This is a genomic window from Streptomyces cyaneochromogenes, assembly GCF_003963535.1.
GTDB classification, from domain to species: Bacteria; Actinomycetota; Actinomycetes; order Streptomycetales; family Streptomycetaceae; genus Streptomyces; species Streptomyces shaanxiensis.
On sequence record NZ_CP034539.1, the window covers coordinates 4100494 to 4118918 of the forward strand.

General features: G+C 70.5%; 14 protein-coding genes. 9 read left to right on the top strand and 5 right to left on the bottom strand.

The features are described from left to right. Positions 1 to 131: 131 nt before the first annotated feature. Positions 132 to 395 (bottom strand): WhiB family transcriptional regulator, encoded by a 264-nt coding sequence (locus EJ357_RS18260; RefSeq protein ID WP_003975777.1) that lies wholly within the window; start codon positions 393 to 395, stop codon positions 132 to 134. Between the two features lie 648 nt (positions 396 to 1043). Here EJ357_RS18260 and EJ357_RS18270 point away from each other — a divergent pair. From EJ357_RS18270 to EJ357_RS18285, 4 genes are all read left to right on the top strand, one after another. Beyond that, the gene (locus EJ357_RS18270; RefSeq protein WP_126392688.1) at positions 1044 to 1550 is read left to right on the top strand and encodes a cysteine dioxygenase; all 507 of its coding nucleotides are present in this window, start codon (positions 1044 to 1046) and stop codon (positions 1548 to 1550) included. 91 nt (positions 1551 to 1641) lie between these two features. Then, positions 1642 to 2601, top strand: a complete 960-nt coding sequence (gene cofD, locus EJ357_RS18275) for a 2-phospho-L-lactate transferase (protein WP_126392689.1) — start codon at positions 1642 to 1644, stop codon at positions 2599 to 2601. Next, positions 2598 to 3914: a coenzyme F420-0:L-glutamate ligase gene (locus EJ357_RS18280; RefSeq protein ID WP_126392690.1), complete on the top strand. Its 1317-nt coding sequence runs from the start codon at positions 2598 to 2600 to the stop codon at positions 3912 to 3914. The genes cofD and EJ357_RS18280 overlap by 4 nt, the downstream gene beginning before the upstream one ends. A 176-nt stretch (positions 3915 to 4090) precedes the next feature. Continuing rightward, entirely contained in the window at positions 4091 to 5092 is a 1002-nt protein-coding gene (locus EJ357_RS18285; RefSeq protein ID WP_126392691.1) for a DNA-3-methyladenine glycosylase family protein, read from the top strand. A 324-nt stretch (positions 5093 to 5416) separates the two neighbouring features. On the opposite strand, the gene manB is transcribed toward EJ357_RS18285, so the two are convergent. Next, complete coding sequence (manB, locus tag EJ357_RS18290; RefSeq protein ID WP_126392692.1) at positions 5417 to 6499, bottom strand: mannose-1-phosphate guanylyltransferase; 1083 nt, start codon at positions 6497 to 6499, stop codon at positions 5417 to 5419. Between the two features lie 252 nt (positions 6500 to 6751). Continuing rightward, complete coding sequence (locus tag EJ357_RS18295) at positions 6752 to 8284, bottom strand: N-acetylmuramoyl-L-alanine amidase (protein ID WP_126399626.1); 1533 nt, start codon at positions 8282 to 8284, stop codon at positions 6752 to 6754. Positions 8285 to 8425: 141 nt separating this feature from the next. Here EJ357_RS18295 and EJ357_RS18300 point away from each other — a divergent pair, with 141 nt between their 5' ends. The 4 genes from EJ357_RS18300 to EJ357_RS18325 all read left to right on the top strand — a co-directional run bounded on the left by EJ357_RS18300 (position 8426) and on the right by EJ357_RS18325 (position 15070). Continuing rightward, positions 8426 to 9181, top strand: a complete 756-nt coding sequence (locus EJ357_RS18300) for a TIGR03089 family protein (protein ID WP_126392693.1) — start codon at positions 8426 to 8428, stop codon at positions 9179 to 9181. A 723-nt stretch (positions 9182 to 9904) separates the two neighbouring features. Continuing rightward, the gene (locus EJ357_RS18315) at positions 9905 to 11047 is read left to right on the top strand and encodes an LCP family protein (protein ID WP_175647428.1); all 1143 of its coding nucleotides are present in this window, start codon (positions 9905 to 9907) and stop codon (positions 11045 to 11047) included. A 223-nt stretch (positions 11048 to 11270) separates the two neighbouring features. Next, complete coding sequence (locus EJ357_RS18320) at positions 11271 to 13064, top strand: LCP family protein (RefSeq protein ID WP_126392695.1); 1794 nt, start codon at positions 11271 to 11273, stop codon at positions 13062 to 13064. 419 nt (positions 13065 to 13483) lie between these two features. Continuing rightward, positions 13484 to 15070 carry an LCP family protein gene (locus tag EJ357_RS18325; protein ID WP_126399629.1) on the top strand — a complete coding sequence of 529 codons (1587 nt, stop codon included), beginning with the start codon at positions 13484 to 13486 and terminating at the stop codon, positions 15068 to 15070. Between the two features lie 22 nt (positions 15071 to 15092). Here EJ357_RS18325 and EJ357_RS18330 read toward each other — a convergent pair whose 3' ends face one another. Then, positions 15093 to 16136 (bottom strand): glycosyltransferase family 2 protein, encoded by a 1044-nt coding sequence (locus tag EJ357_RS18330; RefSeq protein WP_126392696.1) that lies wholly within the window; start codon positions 16134 to 16136, stop codon positions 15093 to 15095. Positions 16137 to 16279: 143 nt separating this feature from the next. Between EJ357_RS18330 and EJ357_RS18335 the strand changes: the two genes are divergently transcribed. Beyond that, positions 16280 to 17737, top strand: coding sequence for an LCP family protein (locus EJ357_RS18335; protein WP_175647429.1), 1458 nt, complete (start codon positions 16280 to 16282; stop codon positions 17735 to 17737). A gap of 91 nt (positions 17738 to 17828) precedes the next feature. On the opposite strand, the gene EJ357_RS18340 is transcribed toward EJ357_RS18335, so the two are convergent. Next, positions 17829 to 18386 carry an acyl-CoA thioesterase gene (locus tag EJ357_RS18340; RefSeq protein ID WP_228473091.1) on the bottom strand — a complete coding sequence of 186 codons (558 nt, stop codon included), beginning with the start codon at positions 18384 to 18386 and terminating at the stop codon, positions 17829 to 17831. Positions 18387 to 18425: the final 39 nt, after the last annotated feature.

Below are 18425 nucleotides of genomic sequence, written 5' to 3' on the forward strand. Positions count from 1 at the left end.
ACGGCCCGCCGCCTGTGGATAACCACCTGCGACGGGCCGTGCGTGACGTATGTACGTGCGGTTGTCGATCCGGTACGTGCTGTTGGCGGTCCGTTTCGCCGGACAGGGGCCCTCTTCAGCCGGCGGCCGCCTCAGACGGCGGCCTTCTTCAGCCGGCGGCGCTCCCGCTCGGACAGGCCACCCCAGATGCCGAAGCGCTCGTCGTTGGCGAGGGCGTACTCGAGGCACTCGGAGCGGACTTCGCAGGCGAGGCAGACCTTCTTGGCCTCGCGGGTGGAGCCGCCCTTCTCGGGGAAGAAGGACTCGGGGTCGGTCTGGGCGCACAGCGCGCGCTCCTGCCAGCCGAGTTCCTCGTCCGCGTCGTCGACCAGCAGTTGCTGCACCAGCTCGGTCATGTGCGCCCCTCGTCTGTCTTTCGCGTCCCCGTGATGTTGCCGTTACCGATTCCGGCTGAACGACACGAGTGAAATTACAAGTGTGCTGCTCCGGGCGAGTCAAGCCGAGATCTGCTATTGAGCCCCTTATTCACTCTGCGGAACCAAGGCCTAGCGGAAAGTGTTCAAATCGGCCTAAACCTTGACAAGCAGATGAGGCCCAGGTGGGCCGCCGGCCCTACGCAGAGCCTGTACGGAAAAGGACGCCCATAAGTTCGATCTCGTTGCACGCGTGCGTAGAAGCGAACCGGATCACAGTCGGATCACAGGATCGCAACGACGCCCGTGCGCCCGGTTGTGCGCCATGTGTCCCGGCTGTCCCATGAACAAACCTTTCGCCACCAAGATGAACCGGATGAGGTGAAAGATGCGCCACATCGCCGGGCGTCGAGTTGACAGTGCAGGCATGAACCGATGTCCTTGTGGGCATGCTCGCGAACTCGGCACTCACCTCGACCCGCACCGCCGGGTCCCACGGTGCTGCCCGTGCTCGCTGTAGCTGTTGCTGTCCCAGCTGTTGAGCCGTACCCGCTCCAGCTGTAGGCCGAGTCACCCGTCCCTCGGCTCTCGTTCCCTCTGACCTTCTTTCACTGAGGAACCACCCACCCCATGAACAGCGACAGCGACCTCCAGATCGCCGGCGACATCCTCGAAGTCCCGCACCTCCTCCAGGCACCGCGCGAGCACCCGGCCACCGTCGCCGACTTCGTCGGCCTGGCCCGCTCCATCGCCGCCGACCGGTCCCAGTGGGAGCACCTCGTCCGCTACGACGCGACCACGCGCTGGTACCACCGGCTGCGCACGGGCCCCGGCTACGAGGTGTGGCTGCTGTCCTGGGTCCCCGGGCAGGGCAGCGGACTGCACGACCACGGCCGGTCCTCCGGCGTCCTGACGGTTCTGGACGGCACGCTGACCGAGCGCACGGAGCGCGGCACGCGCGTGCTGGGGGCGGGTGCGCAGCGGGTGTTCGCGCCGGGTTACGTGCACGAGGTGGCGAACGACGCGCTGGAGCCGGCGGTCAGCCTGCACGTCTACTACCCGGGTCTGACCGAGATGCCGATGCACACCGCCCGGGCCTGCGAGGCCCGTGTCGAGCCACGCCCGGTGAGCGCCTGACCCGTTGCCGCGTGCGAGGACGGGCGTGACACCTCGTCGCGTCCGATGACTGCCTGACGCGTTGTCGTACCCGCCTGCAAGACTGGCTCCCATGCGCATTGTGGTTCTGGCAGGCGGCATCGGTGGTGCCCGGTTCCTGCGCGGTCTGAAGCAAGCCGCGCCGGACGCGGACATCACGGTCATCGGCAACACCGGAGACGACATCCACCTCTTCGGCCTGAAGGTCTGCCCGGACCTCGACACGGTGATGTACACGCTGGGCGGCGGCATCAACGAGGAGCAGGGCTGGGGCAGGGCCGACGAGACCTTCCATCTCAAGGAGGAACTCGCGGCGTACGGCGTCGGCCCGGAGTGGTTCGGGCTCGGCGACCGGGATTTCGCCACGCACATCGTGCGGACGCAGATGATCGGCGCCGGTTATCCGCTCAGCGCGGTGACGGAGGCGCTGTGCGACCGGTGGAAGCCGGGAGTCCGTCTCCTCCCCATGACCGACGACCGCGTCGAGACCCATGTCGCGGTCGAGGTGGACGGCGAGCGCAAGGCCGTCCACTTCCAGGAGTACTGGGTACGGCTGCGGGCCCAGGTGCCGGCCGAGGCGATCGTGCCGGTCGGGGCCGAGCAGGCCAAGCCGGCGCCGGGCGTCCTGGAGGCCATCGCCGACGCGGACGTCATCCTCTTCCCGCCGTCCAACCCGGTCGTCTCGATCGGCACGATCCTCGCCGTGCCCGGCATCCGCGAGGCGATCGCCGACGCCGGGGTGCCGGTGGTGGGCCTGTCCCCCATCGTCGGGGACGCGCCCGTGCGCGGGATGGCCGACAAGGTGCTCGCGGCGGTCGGCGTGGAGTCGACGGCCGCGGCGGTCGCCGAGCACTACGGCTCCGGGCTCCTCGACGGCTGGCTCGTCGACACCGTGGACGCGGATTCCGTGGAGCCGGTCGAGGCGGCAGGGATCCGCTGCCGGGCCGTACCGCTGATGATGACCGACATCGACGCGGCCGCGCAGATGGCTCGGGAGGCGCTGACGCTGGCGGAGGAGGTGCGGGCGGCTTGAGCGCGCGCGATGTGTCGGGCGACGGCTACCGGGTCTGGGCCGTCGCCGGGATTCCCGAGGTCCAGCAGGGCGACGACCTCGCGAAGCTGATCGCCACCGCCGAACCCGGTCTGGTCGACGGAGATGTGCTCCTGGTCACCTCGAAGATCGTGTCCAAGGCGGAGGGGCGGATCGTCGAGGCGGCCGACCGGGAGTCCGCGATCGACGCGGAAACGGTCCGGGTGGTGGCGCGTCGCGGCACGCTGCGGATCGTCGAGAACCGGCAGGGGCTGGTGATGGCCGCGGCCGGGGTCGACGCCTCCAACACCCCCGCCGGGACCGTGCTGTTGCTGCCCGAGGACCCGGACACGTCCGCGCGGGCGATCCGGGACGGGCTGCGTGACGCCCTCGGTGTCAACGTCGGGGTCGTCGTCACCGACACCTTCGGGCGGCCCTGGCGCTCGGGGCTCACGGACGTGGCGATCGGCGCCGCCGGGGTGCGCGTACTGGACGATCTGCGCGGGGGCACGGACGCGTACGGCAACCCGCTCAGCGCGACCGTCGTGGCGACGGCGGACGAACTCGCCGCCGCCGGAGACCTGGTGAAGGGCAAGGCCGCCGGCCTGCCCGTCGCCGTCGTGCGTGGGCTGGCGCACACGGTGGCCGAGGAGCACGGGGAGGGGGCGCGGGCCTTGGTGCGCGGCGCTCGTGACGACATGTTCCGGCTGGGGACGTCGGAGGCGGTACGGGAGGCGGTGACCCAGCGGCGTACGGTACGGGCGTTCACCGACGAGCCCGTGGACCCCGGGGCCGTTCGACGGGCGGTCGCGGCGGCGGTCACGGCGCCGGCGCCGCATCACACGACCCCGTGGCGCTTCGTGCTGCTGGAGTCGGAGGAGTCGCGGACGCGGCTGCTGGATGCGATGCGCGACGCGTGGATCGCCGATCTGCGGCGGGACGGCAAGAGCGAGGAGTCCATCGCCAAGCGGGTGCGGCGCGGGGACGTGCTGCGGAAGGCGCCGTATCTGGTGGTGCCGTGCCTGGTGATGGACGGTTCGCACACGTACGGGGACGCGCGGCGGGACGGGGCCGAGCGGGAGATGTTCGTCGTCGCCGCCGGTGCCGGGGTGCAGAACCTCCTGGTCGCGCTGGCCGGGGAGAGGCTGGGCTCGGCGTGGGTGTCGTCGACGATGTTCTGCCGGGGCGTGGTGCGCGAGGTGCTGGGGCTGCCGGAGGAGTGGGATCCGATGGGGGCGGTGGCGGTCGGGCATCCGGCGGAGGAGCCGAGGCCTCGGGCGGAGCGGGATGCGGGGGGCTTCATTGAGGTGCGCTGATATGCGCCCTGGGGCGCGTGGACTTGTGGGCTCCTGGGGGCTTGTGGCCCCCTGGGGAATTGTGGACCGCTGGGGAATTGTGGATTCCAGGGGGCTTGTGGTGCAGAGGTCGTAGGAACCCTTCCGGTAACTATGCTCGTAGGACCGCTCCCTCCCGTACCGCTAGGACCTCATCCGTGGCAGGACGTTTCCCTCCGCGACCCACGCGTACGACCGTGCGCGGTGGGCATGTCGCCGTGCCCGCGGGTGTGCCGCGGCAGGCTGCCGGGGCGGGGAAGGTGCGGACGGTGGTGCCGGACGGGCCGCTCGATCTCGGGCTCGTGCTGGGGCCCTTGCGGCGCGGGCCGGGGGATCCGACGTTCCGGGCGATGCCCGACGGGTCCGTGTGGCGGGCCTGCCGTACGCCTGCCGGGCCCGGGACGCTGCGGGTCGGCGTGCGGGGTGCCGAGGTGCGGGGGGAGGCCTGGGGGCCGGGGGCCGAGTGGCTGCTGGAGCAGTTGCCGGATCTGCTCGGGGCGGCCGACGATCCGTCCGCGTTCGTGCCGCGGCATCGGCTGGTGGCGGTCGCCCGGCATCGGCGGCCGGGGCTTCGGCTGACCCGGACCGGGCTGGTGATGGAGTCGTTGATTCCGTCGGTTCTGGAGCAGAAGGTCACGACCGATGAGGCGTATCGGGCGTGGCGGTTGCTGGTACGGAAGTACGGGGAGCCGGCGCCGGGGCCCGCGCCCGGGCGGATGTGTGTGATGCCGGATGCGGAGACCTGGCGGCTGATTCCGTCCTGGGAGTGGCATCGGGCCGGGGTCGACAACAAGCGGGCGTCCACGATTCTGCGGGCTGTGCGGGTTGCCGCGCGGATGGAGGAGGCCGTGCGGATGCCTCCGGCGGAGGCGCAGGGGCGGTTGGAGCTTGTGCCGGGGGTGGGGCCGTGGACGTCGGCGGAGGTTGTGCAGCGTAGTCATGGGGCGGCGGATGCGGTGACTGTGGGGGATCTGCATCTGCCGGGGATTGTGGGGTTTGCGCTGGCGGGGGATCGGGATGCGGATGACTCCGTGATGTTGGAGTTGTTGGAGCCGTATGCGGGGCAGCGGCATCGGGCGGCTCGGTTGATTTTGTTGAGTGGGCGGGTGCCGGGGCGGCGGGCGCCGCGGATGCCTCGGGGGGATATCGGGCGGTTGTGACGGGGCGGCGGTGTGGTTGGCGTCGGTTTTCCTCGCCCCCGCCGCCCCTACCCGTCCCGTCCTCCAGGGGCTCTGCCCCTTCGACCCCGGCCCGCTTCTGGGGGCTGCGCCCCCAGACCCCCGCTTCGGCCCTTAAGGGGCCTCGTCCTCAAACGCCGGACGGGCTGAAATGCCGGGACCGGCGCCGAGAAGTCACCCCTGCCCACATCACGCCCCCTGCGGGTGGGCGGGGGTTCGGGACGGCGGGCCCTGTCCTCGAATCCCGGACCGGCTGGAATGCCTGTGAGTGGGGAGCGGCGGAGTGGCTCCCCCTACAGATCAGGGCTACAGATCCGGCGAGAAGCGCACCGCCCCCGACGGGATTCGTGCGTCGCACCACACCCGTACGCCCTCCCTCAGTTCGTTGTCGGCGCCGATCACCGCGCCGTCGCCGATCACCGTGCCCGTCAGGACGGAGCGTTCGCCTACGCGGGCGCGGGTGCCGATGAGGGAGTCGGTGATGATGGCGCCGGGTTCGATGACGGCGCCGGGGAGGATCGTGCTGCCGAAGACGCGTGCGCCCTCGGCCACGAAAGCGCCCTCGCCCACCACCGTGCCGCCGGTCAGCTTGGCGTCGGGGGCGACCTGGGCCGTGGGGAGGATCAGGCGGTCGCCGCAGCGGCCGGGGACCGCGGGGGACGGGGCCCGGCCCAGGACGAGGTCCGCCGAGCCTCGGACGAAGGCCGCGGGAGTGCCGAGATCCAGCCAGTACGTCGAGTCGACCATGCCCTGGAGGTGGGCTCCGGCCGCGAGGAGGTCCGGGAAGGTCTCGCGTTCCACCGAGACCGGGCGGCCCGCCGGGATCGTGTCGATGACCGAGCGGCGGAAGACGTACGCCCCCGCGTTGATCTGGTCGGTGACGATCTCCTCGGGGGTCTGCGGCTTCTCCAGGAACGCCGTCACCCGGCCCGTGTCGTCCGTGGGGACCAAGCCGTAGGCCCTGGGGTCCGTCACCTTGGTGAGGTGGAGGGAGACGTCCGCGCCCGTCGTTTCGTGTGTGTGGACCAGGGCCCTGATGTCCAGGCCGGTCAGGATGTCCCCGTTGAAGATCAGGACCGGGTCGTCGGGCGCGGAGTGGAGCCGGGAGGCCACGTTGCGGATCGCGCCGCCCGTGCCGAGGGGCTCCTCCTCAGTGACGTACTCCAGGTGGAGACCGAGCGCCGAGCCGTCGCCGAAGTACGGCTCGAAGACCTCGGCCAGATACGACGTCGCCAGGACGATGTGGTCGACGCCCGCCGCTCTCGCTCTCGCCAACTGGTGCGTGAGGAACGGAACCCCGGCCGCCGGGACCATGGGCTTCGGCGTGTGCACGGTGAGCGGACGCAGCCGAGTGCCCTTGCCGCCGACCAGGAGGATCGCTTCTGTCACCTGTCGTCTCTGCTTCCTGCCGGGACCGGCCGAACTGTCTTTCGGCCGGCCAGTGTATGCAGACCGTTGTGCGGCGCCTTCGACGGCAGTGCGGCGTACGCCCCCACTTGGCCCCCCAATTGCCCCCGTATGCCCACCCATGGCCCAGCCGCGCACGCATGTGTGCCCGGACGTGTGCCCAGCAGCATGCTTCCGCACGGTGGTTCGGTGGGTCCCCCGTATCCCTACATTCCGGTGAACTCCGTCCTCGTCTCAGCGTCCCTGGTAACGGGCCGCCGCAGCGCGGGCCGTGCCGAGTTTGCGGTAGAGCTGCAGTCCGGGGCACGCCGTGGAGTAGCCGTCCCGGTGTCCGGAGATCGTGTTCAGTCGTACGTTCTTTCCCTTTCGGTAGAGATTGCCACCACCGGACTTCAGGTATGTCTTGGCGCGCGGATTGACGCCGAAGAGGCCCAGCTTCCAGGCCGTGAGCCGGGCGATGGCCCGCACCGCCGCGCCGGACGGCTTGGCGGAGCCGTAGCTGCCGAGGACGGCGATCCCCATGCTGTTGCTGTTGAACCCGCGCGTGTGGGCACCCAGGACCGGCTTCGCCGCTCCCCCCGCGCGCCCCTCGTAGATGTTTCCGCACTTGTCGACGAGGAAGTTGTAGCCGACGTCGCGCCAGCCCATGCTCTTGACGTGGTAGCGGTAGATACCGCGAATGAGTGAGGGAACCTGCTTGCACGTGTACTTGGCACCGGTCGCGGTGTGGTGCACGAAGGCCGCCTTCACCCTCTTCGTGTACGTGAACTGCTTCTCCCGCCAGCTCTCGTTCGCGCCCCAGCCACGCCGTGTGACGATGCGCGGCCGCGGCCCGATGTGCGGCTTCGCCCGCTGCTCCTGCGTCAGCTCACTGCCGCGCAGGGCCGACATCTCCCGCTCGGTCTCGGCCCGGCCGAGCTCGGGGATCTCGGTGGCGCCCAGCGGGGCGAGTTCGGCGTTGACGGCTGAGGCGGCGGTGTCGGCCCCGGAGGCGCCGAGGGCCTCGGCGGTCTCGCCGGTCTCGGTCGCCAGGAAGCCGGGGCGGGAGATGCCGTCGGGGTCCTCCGGTGCGGGGGCGGGATCGCCGGGATCGACGAGTTCGAGGCGGAGGCCGGCGGGGAGTGGGGAGACTACGCCGGTACCGGAAGGCTGGGCCGGGTCGCCGGAACCCGTAGGGGTCTTCTCCGACCGTCCCTCGGCAGTCGCGGCCGTGACCCGCACCTCCACGCCGTCCGACTCCCCCACCCACAACGGCGCCGTGGAGCCGCGCACCTGGGCCGAGGTGCCTTCGGCGGTGCCGGGGTCGGCCGCGTGCTCGGCGTTGTGCGTCTCGACGTCCTGCCAGCCGGACCAGTTGCCGGTGCCGACCGCGCGGGTGCGGACCTGGACGCGGCCGTGCAGTTCGGCGTTCGGGTCGTCCCAGATGACGCCGACGAGGGAGAAGGGCCGTACGTCCTGTTGGGGCAGGCCCTGTTCGGTGGGTGGGTCGACGGTTCGGTCATGGGTGAGGGGGGCGAGGGGCAGCGACTGGGTGCTGCCGGACACGGACGGCTCGGCGTCCGTACGACGCACCGCAGATCCGGCCGCCGTGACCACCGGCGCGCTGATGGCCACCGTCCGCGCGCCCATGGCCACCGTCCGCGCGCTCGTGGCCACTTCCGCGCCGAGCGCCGGTCTCGCGGTCGCCGCGACGGCGGGTGGGGTGAGCGGGAGGGCTAGGGCCGCCGCGCACGTGACACCGATCGAGGAAGCAAGGAATCCACGCATGCTCCCGATCGTGGACATAGTCATACAAACCTGTCCATCTGGGGGTTGACGGGGCGTCGGTCCACGGTTCGCCCGAACCGGTGGCGGCGGAGTACCGCCGACCGGGCGTGTGCGGGGGCGGGTCCGCGTACCCTTGCGCGGGTGAATGCCACCGATCGCACCCCTGCCGACCTGCTGAGTTCCGCGCTCGCCGCGGATCCCGGACGTCCCCTGGTGACCTTCTACGACGACGCCACCGGGGAACGCGTCGAATTGTCCGTGGCCACCTTCGCCAATTGGGTGGCCAAGACCGCGAATCTCCTCCAGGGCGACCTCGGGGCCGGGCCGGGAGACCGGGTCACGTTGCTGCTGCCCGCGCACTGGCAGACGGCTGTGTGGCTGCTGGCGTGTTCGTCCGTGGGCGCGATCGCGGACGTGGGTGGGGATCCGGCGGCGGGGGACGTGGTCGTGAGCGGGCCTGACTCGCTGGAGGCCGCGCGGGCGTGCCGGGGGGAGCGGGTCGCGTTGGCGCTGCGGCCGTTGGGGGGTCGGTTTCCGCAGACGCCGGGTGGCTTCGCCGACTACGCGGTGGAGGTGCCGAGTCAGGGGGACCGCTTCGTGCCGTTTGCGCCGGTCGATCCCGAGGATCCCGCGTTGATCGTCGCGGGGCGGGAGTTCAGCGGGGCGGAGGTTGTCGAGCGGGCTCGGGCCGAGGCGACGGGGCTGGGGCTTACGGGGCCGGGCTCGCGGATCCTGTCCGCGTTGGCGTACGACACGTGGGAGGGGCTCAACGCCGGGTTGTACGCGGCGTTGGCGACCGACGGGTCGGTGGTGTTGTGCCGGCATCTGGAGATGTTGGGCGAGGAGGCGCTGGCGAAGCGGATCGAGAGCGAGCGGGTGACGGCGACGGCGAGGTGACGCCGGGCGCGGCCCGGTTGCCCCCTTGCCTTTCTCGCCCCCGCCGCCCCTACCCGTCCCGTCCTCCAGGGGCTCCGCCCCTTCGACCCCGGCCCGCTTCTGGGGGCTGCCGCCCCCAGACCCCCGCTTCGGCCCTGAACGGGCCTCGTCCTCAAACGCCGGACGGGCTGAAATGCCGGGACCGGCGTCCAGAGGTGACAGCGCGCTTGGGGTGGGTGGGGGATCGGGACGGGCTGGAACACCTGAGCGGCGTCCAGAGGTGACGGGCCGGGAACGGACTTGCCCCACTCACCCGCAGTCGCCCACGGCGGGAAGGGGACGTGCCGGGGGGTGTCCGCCCGCAGTGGCCGGCGTCAACACGCAGCACCTCCCGGCCTAAGTCCAACCGCCGGTCCGAGGACGGACACCCCCCGGCACGGCCCCGACCCACACCCCACCCGCAGGCGCTACGCGCACCCCCACCAAACCCGCACAGGCCGCCGCAGGCATAGACGCGCACCCCACCAAACCCCCGCCCCACCGCCGAAGGCCCCGTCACCCATTCAGCCCACCACCACCCACCCCCAACCCCCCACCCAGGCCATGGTCGTAACAACAGCCCACACCGCAAGCAGCACGCCCTGAGGAGTGGAGCCACCTGTGACCGGCACATCGCGCCCACGCCCCGGACGTTCCGGTTTCGTCGGGGGCGGGTCACGTGGTGGCAGGCGGGGGTGGCGGTGGGTGCGGCGTGGGGTCGTGGGGGTGGGGCTGGTGGTGGTGGCCGCCGCGGGGGCCGGGTGGGCCGTCTACGCCAAGCTCGACTCCAACATCACCGCCGACCAGGCCGCCGCCGCGGAACTCGAGCGGTACGAGAGGGAGCGTCCCACCTCGCTCGTGCGCGACGCCCGGAACATCCTGCTCATCGGATCGGACACCAGGTCCGGCAGCGGAAACCGGCGATACGGGCGCGACTCCGGTACCGAGCGCTCCGACACCGCCATCCTTCTCCATCTGTCCGCCGGGCGCCGCAGCGCCACCGCCGTCTCGATACCCCGCGACCTGATGGTGAACGTCCCCGGGTGCCGGCGTTCCGACGGCAGCCGCAGCGACCCCATGTTCGCGATGTTCAACTACGCCTTCCAGGTGGGCGGCTCGGCCTGCACCGTCCGTACCGTGGAGCGGCTCACCGACGTCCGTGTCGATCACCACATGGTCGTCGACTTCCAGGGCTTCAAGGAGACGGTCGACGCCCTCGACGGCGTAGAGATCTGCCTCACCGAGCCCATCGACGACAAGGCCGCCAAGCTGAGGCTCCCGGCCGGCAAGGTGACCCTCAACGGCGAACAGGCCCTCGGCTACGTCCGCGCCCGCAAGTCCCTCGGCGACGGCAGCGACACCGAACGCATGGAACGCCAGCAGCGATTCCTCGCCGCGCTCGTGAACAAGGTGCAGAGCAACGACGTGCTGCTGAACCCGGTGCGGCTCTACCCGGTCCTGGACGCCGCCACGTCGTCCCTCACCACCGACCCCGCGCTGGCCAGCTTGCGCGGTTTGTACGACCTTGTGCGCGGCGTGCGCGACATCCCCACCGAACGCGTGCAATTCCTCACCGTTCCTCGGGAGTCCTACATCCACAACGCCAATCGCGACCAACTCATGGAGCCCGCCGCCGAGCGGCTCTTCCAGCGGCTGCGCACCGACACCCCGGTGGAAGTCGTGGATTCGTCCCGATTGCGACGCGGGTCGTCGCACGAATCCTCGTACAAGAGTTCCCATGACGGTGACGGGAAGCCGGGCGGCAAGCTGATCGACGACTCCACAGGACCCACTCCCCCGCCCCCCACCTTCCGCGGCAACACAGCCGCCGAGAACGCCTGCGGGTAAAGCGCTCACCAAGTCCACGAACCTCAATTCAAAGAAATGCGCCGATTGCCCAGTTGTAGGGACGTGGAATTTGTCACCGTCGTCGCTTAACGCTGAACTGGCCGGATAGTGTGAGCGATCCGGTGCACCCGGCCGTAGTTAGGCTTGCGCACTGTTTGACCGAGACCCGAGCGCCTTGGAGGGGGTAGGCGCCGCGTGGCCCCGACGGAGGATTCAGACAACCGTGGACGCGCAAGGCCGTGGGCGGGCGGACGACATCGATCCCGCAGACCAGTGGGTACTCAATCCGAGCACCGGTGAATACGAACTGCGACTGACTCCTTCCGCTCCGCAGTCGGCGGTTCCGGGACCTCGCAGATCCGCCTCCCGTGCCGGCGCCGCCGCGCGCGCCGCCGGCACGAGCGCCCCCGGCGCGGGCGGTGCGGCGGCCGGCGGCGCGGTACGCAACCGCACCGCCGCTCCGGGACGCGAGACGCGGACGGCGCCGGGCCGTGAGGTGCCGGCGCAGCGTCGGCGCCGGGGCGCGCCCGAGGAGCCGTTGCCGGGGCGGCGCGGTCGCCGGCCGGTGAAGAAGAAGAGCAAGGCGAAGAAGGCCGTGCTCTGGACCGGCGGAATAATGGCGTTCGTGGTCGTCGCCGCCGCTGCCGGTGCGTATCTCTACATCGAGCACCTCAACGACAACATCCAGTCCGTCTCCGACGACGGCGCGAGCACCGGTGGCTTCTCGAAGGACAAGGCCATCAACATCTTGCTCATCGGCACGGACAAGCGCACGGGCGCGGGCAACGACAAGTACGGCGACTCGGGCAGCGCCGGGCACGCCGACACCACGATCCTGCTGCACGTCTCCAAGGACCGCTCGAACGCGACGGCGCTCAGCATCCCGCGCGACCTGATCGTCGACATCCCGGACTGCCAGACCACGCAGGAGGACGGCACCCAGAAGGTCATCCCGGGAGAAACCGGCGAGCGCTTCAACACCAGCCTCGGCCAGGAGGGCCGTACGCCCAGCTGCACCATGCGTACGGTCACCGAGCTGACCGGGATCAAGCCGGACAACTTCATGGTCGCGGACTTCAACGCGGTGAAGACGCTGACCACGGCGGTCGGCGGCGTCGAGGTGTGCCTGGCCAAGGACATCGACGATCCGGACTCGCACCTCAAGCTCTCGGAGGGCAAGCACGTCATCGAGGGCGAGCAGGCACTGGCTTTCGTCCGCACCCGGCACTCCGTCGGCTTCGGCGGCGACCTGAGCCGGATCGGGCTCCAGCAGCAGTTCCTCAGCGCGCTGATGCGGAAGCTGAAGTCCAACGACACGCTCACCAGCCCGACCAAGATGATCAAGCTGGCGGAGGCGGGCACCGAGGCGCTGACCGTCGACAGCAACCTCGACAGCATCGACAAGCTGAAGGACCTCGGCCTGGAGCTGGGCAAGCTCAACACCAAGAACCTCACCTTCACGACGATTCCGGTGATCGACAACCCGGCCGAGAAGGTGAAGACGACCGTCGTACTCAACGAGACGACGGCCCCCCAGGTCTTCCAGGCCATCAAGAACGACGTCTCCTTCACCGAGGTCAAGCAGCAGAAGAAGAAGGAGGCCGCCGCCGTGGCCGCCCGGCTGAAGGGCACCAAGTCCGACGCCTCCGAGGTGCGGGTGCGGATCCTCAACGGCGGCGCCGAGGCCGGCAGCGCGTCGTCGACACTCACCTGGCTGCAGACCGAGGAGGGCGTGACCAAGTCCGAGAACGCGGGCAACGCCCCGGCGACGCTGGCGAAGACGACGCTGGAGTACGCGCCGGACCAGGCGGACCAGGCACGCCGGCTCGCCGCCATCATGGGGCTCTCCGGGTCCGCGATGAAGCCCGGCAAGAGCGTGACCAACTCCCAGGGCCTGCCCACGATGACACTGACGCTGGGCAAGGACTTCGAGGGTGCGGGCGTGTCCCTCACGACTCCGACCAAGGCGCCCGACGTGGAGAAGTCCACCGCCGACAAGGTCGAGTGCGCGAAGTAGTACCGGCCCAACGGGTCCGTCCCACAGCCGACTTGGGCTGAGGGCGGGCCCGTTGCCGGTACGCGGACTCCGGCTGTGAAACTCCGGCCGGGAACGCAACTGTGCAGCAGGTTCGTTGGTCTGACACAGGACGTGGTTGTGTCAGGCGGCGGCGGTGGTTGATTCAGGCGCCGTTCGTCCGACACACCGAACGGCCGTGCCGGGCGTGGATTTTGCCGACACGTGGCCAACCCGATGCGGACCCACAGTGGTCTGACAGGGTGCGAACCGGTGTCGGACAGGGAGGTCTGACATGGTGCGCTCCGCACCGGACAGGGAGGTCCGGCGCGCAGCGGAGCCATGTCGGACCAAGGGTGGGGAAGGGCAGAGAGTTGGCGCAGAGCAGTGTGCGAGGGGAGGCCCCTGCGGTGGACGACACCATGTCGCTCACTCCGCAGACCGACCAGGACACGCCGGCCGACCAGGGCGGCCGGCACGGCGGCGGGGGTCGCAGGGGCGGCCGGGGAGCCGACAGCAGACGCCGCAGACGGCGTGTGCTGCGCTGGTCGGCGACGGTTCTGGCGGTGGTGATACTGGGCACCGCGGGTGCCGGCTATCTCTACTACCAGCACCTCAACGGCAATCTGAGGAAGGACGACCTCAACATCGGCGACGCCAAGGACCGCGCCGCCGAGACCGAGGCGAACGCGGCCGGCCAGACGCCGCTGAACATCCTGCTGATCGGCTCGGACGCGCGCGACAGCAAGGAGAACCAGAAACTCGGCGGCGCCAAGGAGACGTTCGGCGGCACTCCGCTCGCCGACGTGCAGATGCTGCTGCACGTCTCCGCCGACCGCACCAACATGTCGGTCGTGAGCATGCCGCGCGACACCCTGGTGGACATCCCCAAGTGCACGGACCCGGACAGTGGTGACGTCTACGAGGCCCGCGAGCGCGAGATGACGAACCGCTCGCTCGGCCGGGGCGGCCCGGGCTGCACGGTGGTGACGTGGGAGAAGCTGACCGACATCCACATCGACCACTTCATGATGATCGACTTCTCGGGTGTGGTGTCGATGGCGGACGCGATCGGCGGCGTCCCGGTCTGCGTCGACAAGAACATCGAATCCAGGGACCGCAAGGGCCACGGCTCCGGGCTGAAGCTGGAGGAGGGCACCACGTACGTCAAGGGCGAGCAGGCCCTTCAGTGGCTGCGCACCCGGTACGGCTTCGGGGACGGCAGCGACCTTCAGCGCGCCAAGGCGCAGCACATGTACATGAACTCGATGGTCCGCGAGCTGCGCAAGAACGCCAAGCTGAGCAACCCGGGCAAGCTGCGCGCCCTCGCCGAGGCGGCCACCAAGGCGCTCGTCGTCGACCCGGGCCTGGGCAGCCTCACCAAGCTCTACGACCTGGCGGAAGAGCTCAAGAAGGTGCCCACCTCGCGCATCACCATGACGACGATGCCGAACGAGTACGACACGATCCAGACCGGCCGGGTGGTGCCGACCGACGACGCGACCAAGCTGTTCCGGCTGGTCCGTGAGGACATCGCGCTCGACGGCAAGGACAAGAAGAAGTCCACCAAGGAGAAGGCCTCCACCGACCCGGCCGCGGCGGACGACAAGATCGCCGTCCAGGTGCAGAACGGCACCCGCACCGAGGTCCTCGCCCCGGCCCAGGGCCGCGCGACCACCGTCGCCGGGCTTCTCGTCGGCAAGGGCTTCACGCAGGCCGTGGCGGACTCGTCGAACACGCCGACCGCGGACACGACACTCGTCCGCTACCCGTCCGCCGACCTCCAGGGCGACGCCCAGCGGGTCGCCAAGGCCCTCGGCATCCCGACCAGCGCCGTGAAGAAGTCCACGGACGTCTCCGGCGTCACCCTCGTCGTCGGCGCCGACTGGCGGGAGGGTACGGCGTACAAGGCGCCCAAGCAGGACGACAGGACGCCGGACACGGCGGAGGCGCTGAACGCCTCCGACACCAAGGCCTGCATGAAGGTGGACCCGGACTTCACCTGGTGACGTCACTCGCCACCCGGCGGGCTCAGTTGGTGCTGAGTACCGCCGGGCGCCGGGACGCGATGACCTTCTTCGCCAGCGCACGCGGGCTGGTCAGAAAGCCGTAGCCCCAGCACATGTGCATGGTGGCGAGGGCGACCGGGATCTGGAGGCGTGCCTTCAGGGGCAGGCCCTTGCCGGCCGGGACCGAGCCGGCGGTGATGGCCGCGAGGTAGCCGCCGGGGATCAGCAGGGCCCACGGGGTGACCAGGACGCCCACCACCAGGCCCGCCGCGATCGCGCACACGGCCGTCGGCGGGGCGAGGTAGCGCAGGTTGATGGAGCCGGCGTGGTAGCGGGCGACGACGTGGCGCCAGCGGCCGTAGTCCTTGTACTGCTTGGCGAGGGCGCGCACCGACGGACGGGGGCGGTACGACACCTTCAGCTCGGGCGAGAACCAGATGAGCCCGCCCGCCTCCCGGATCCGGAAGTTGAGCTCCCAGTCCTGGGCGCGGATGAACTCCTCGTTGTAGCCGCCCTGTTGCTCCAGCGCCTCGCGCCGGAAGACGCCGAGGTAGACGGTCTCGGCCTGCTGGGCCGCGCCGCCCGTGTGGAAGGCGGCGTTGCCGACGCCGATCTTCGAGGTCATCGCGGCCGCGACGGCGTGCTCCCAGTCGTTCTCGCCCTCGGCGTGCATGATGCCGCCGACGTTCTGCGCGCCGGTCTCCTCCAGGAGCCGTACGGCGGTGGCGATGTAGTTCGGCGAGAGCATGCCGTGGCCGTCGACGCGGACGACGATCGGATGCCGGGAGGCCTTGATCGCGGCGTTGAGGGCGGCGGGGGTGCGGCCGGTGGGGTTCGGGACGGTGTGAACGCGCTTGCTCTGAAGAGACGCGGTTTCGGCCACGAGCTCGGCGGCGATCTCGTCCGTGCGGTCCGTGGACGGACCGAGGGCGATCACGACCTCCATCTCGCCGGCGTACTCCTGCGCGAGGATCGCTTGGACCGCTCCGCGCAGATGCCGCTCCTCGTTCAGGACGGGCATGATCACGGAAACGGCGGGGAGCTGCGCGTCGGGATTGGCGTTCATAGGGGGCTCACGTTACCGCGAACGGGGGACACCCTTGCGCGCCGCCGGGGTCGCTGCACCGGGCAGGAGATCGTATGGGCCTACGGTGCTCACGGATCCCACGTACGGCCCCCAGGGCAAGCGACAGCGGAGGTATCTCCCCCATGCCCACGCCGCCCCGCCAGTCCCCCTCCCCCGCGCAGCGCCGTCCGCAGCCGTCGTCCCGCCGCGGGGCGCGGCCGGTCGCGCCGGTACGGCGGAAGAGGCCGCGGTGGGCCATGCGCGCGGTGACCACGCTGTCCGTCGTGATCCTCGCCTCGGCGGGGATCGGGCACGCGGTGGTCACCAGCCTGGACGCGAAGATCGAGCGGGTGGACCCGTTCAAGGACATGAAGAACCGGCCGCAGGCCGGGACCGGGATGAACGTCCTGCTCGTCGGCACGGACGGCCGCGACCGCATCAGCGCGGAGGAGCGGCGCAAGTACCGGCTGGGCGGGGCGCCCTGTCACTGCACCGACACGATCATGATCGTGCACATCTCGGAGGACCGGGAGCGGGCGAGCGTGGTGAGCCTGCCGCGCGACTCGTACGCCGAGGTGCCCGACGGTGAGGGGCGCGAGGCGCACCCCATCAAGATCAACGCGGCGTACGCGGAGGGCGGTCCGAACCTCACCGTGCGCACGGTCGAGCACATGACCCACGTCAAGATCGACCACTATCTGGAGGTCGACTTCACCAGCTTCATGAAGACGGTGGACGTGGTCGGCGGCGTGCAGATCTGCACCGCCGAGCCGCTGAAGGACTCGTACACCGGACTCGACCTGCCGGCCGGCACGCACCGGCTGATGGGCGGCGAGGCGCTGCAGTACGTGCGCGCGCGGCACATCGACAGCGGCTCCGACCTGGGCCGGATGCAGCGGCAGCAGCGTTTCATGGCGGCGCTGATCGAGCGGGCGACGTCGTCCGGGATCCTGCTGAACCCGATGCGGTTCAGGGACGTGACGCGGGCGGTGCTCGGGTCGGTGCGGGCCGACAAGGGCTTCGGTACGGGGGAGCTGCTGGATCTCGGGCGGGCGATGCGGAACTTCTCGCCGTCGTCGTCGGAGTTCACGACCGTGCCCATCGGACAGATGGGGTACACCGTGAAGGGCATCGGCTCCACCGTGAAGTGGGACACCGAGAAGGCCGAGCGGCTCTTCCGGGCGCTGCGCGAGGACCAGCCGCTGGCCACGCAGCGGGTGCGGAGCAGGGTGGTCCCGGTGGAGGTGGCCCCGCAGGAGATCCACGTCCAGGTGGAGAACGGCACGAAGACCGAGGGCCTCGCCAAACGCGTCGACACGGCGCTGGCGGCGACCGGGTTCCGGACGACCGGGCGGCCGGTGGACGGGGAGAACCGCTCCGTGCCGCAGACGGTCGTCGCCCACGACCCTCGCTGGGACCGCTCGGCGAAGTCGCTGGCGGCCGCGCTGCCCGGGAGCCGGCTGCGGCCGGTGAAGGGGCTGGGGCCGACGTTGAAGGTGATCGTCGGGGAGGACTTCCGGCAGGTCAGGAAGGTGCGCTCCGAGGATCCGACGCAGGGTGAGTCGATCGTGGTGCGGGGGGACGAGGCGGTGTGCTCGTAGCTTCGGGCGCACGCGGGTGACCTGCCCGGAAGTCCGGGCCCTCCCGGCTCACGTACCTCTCGGCCTCGTTCCCGTCAGGCCTCGCGTCGCCTCAGTCCTCGTACCCCTCCGCCGCCCGCTTCTCGCGCAGCTCCTTGATCGCGCGCCGGCGGGCCAGGCGATGGGTCCGGCGGATCTGGGCCTCCTGGTAGCGGCGGTTGTCGCGCTCGGTCTCCGGTATGACGGGCGGGACCCGGCGCGGTTTGCCGTCGGCGTCCACGGCCGCGAAGACCAGGTAGGCCGAGCCGACCTGGGTGGGCGGCGCCGACTCGTTCCAGCGCTCGGCCAGGACCCGTACGCCGACCTCCATCGAGGTGCGGCCGGTCCAGTTGACCTGGGCCTTCACATGGACGAGGTCGCCGACGCGGACCGGCTCCAGGAAGGCCATCTCGTCCATGGACGCGGTGACGGCGGGTCCGCCGCTGTGCCGGCCGGCCACCGCACCCGCGGCATCGTCGACGAGCTTCATGATCACACCGCCGTGCACCGTGCCCAGAAGGTTGGTGTCGTTGTGGGTCATGATGTGGCTGAGGGTGGTGCGGGATGCGGATATCGGCTTGCCCGGGATTTCCGGAGTGCCCGACTCCGCTGTGGTGACCTGGTCTGTCATGGCCTCCACCTTATGCCGAGCTGACATTCGCGGACTTTG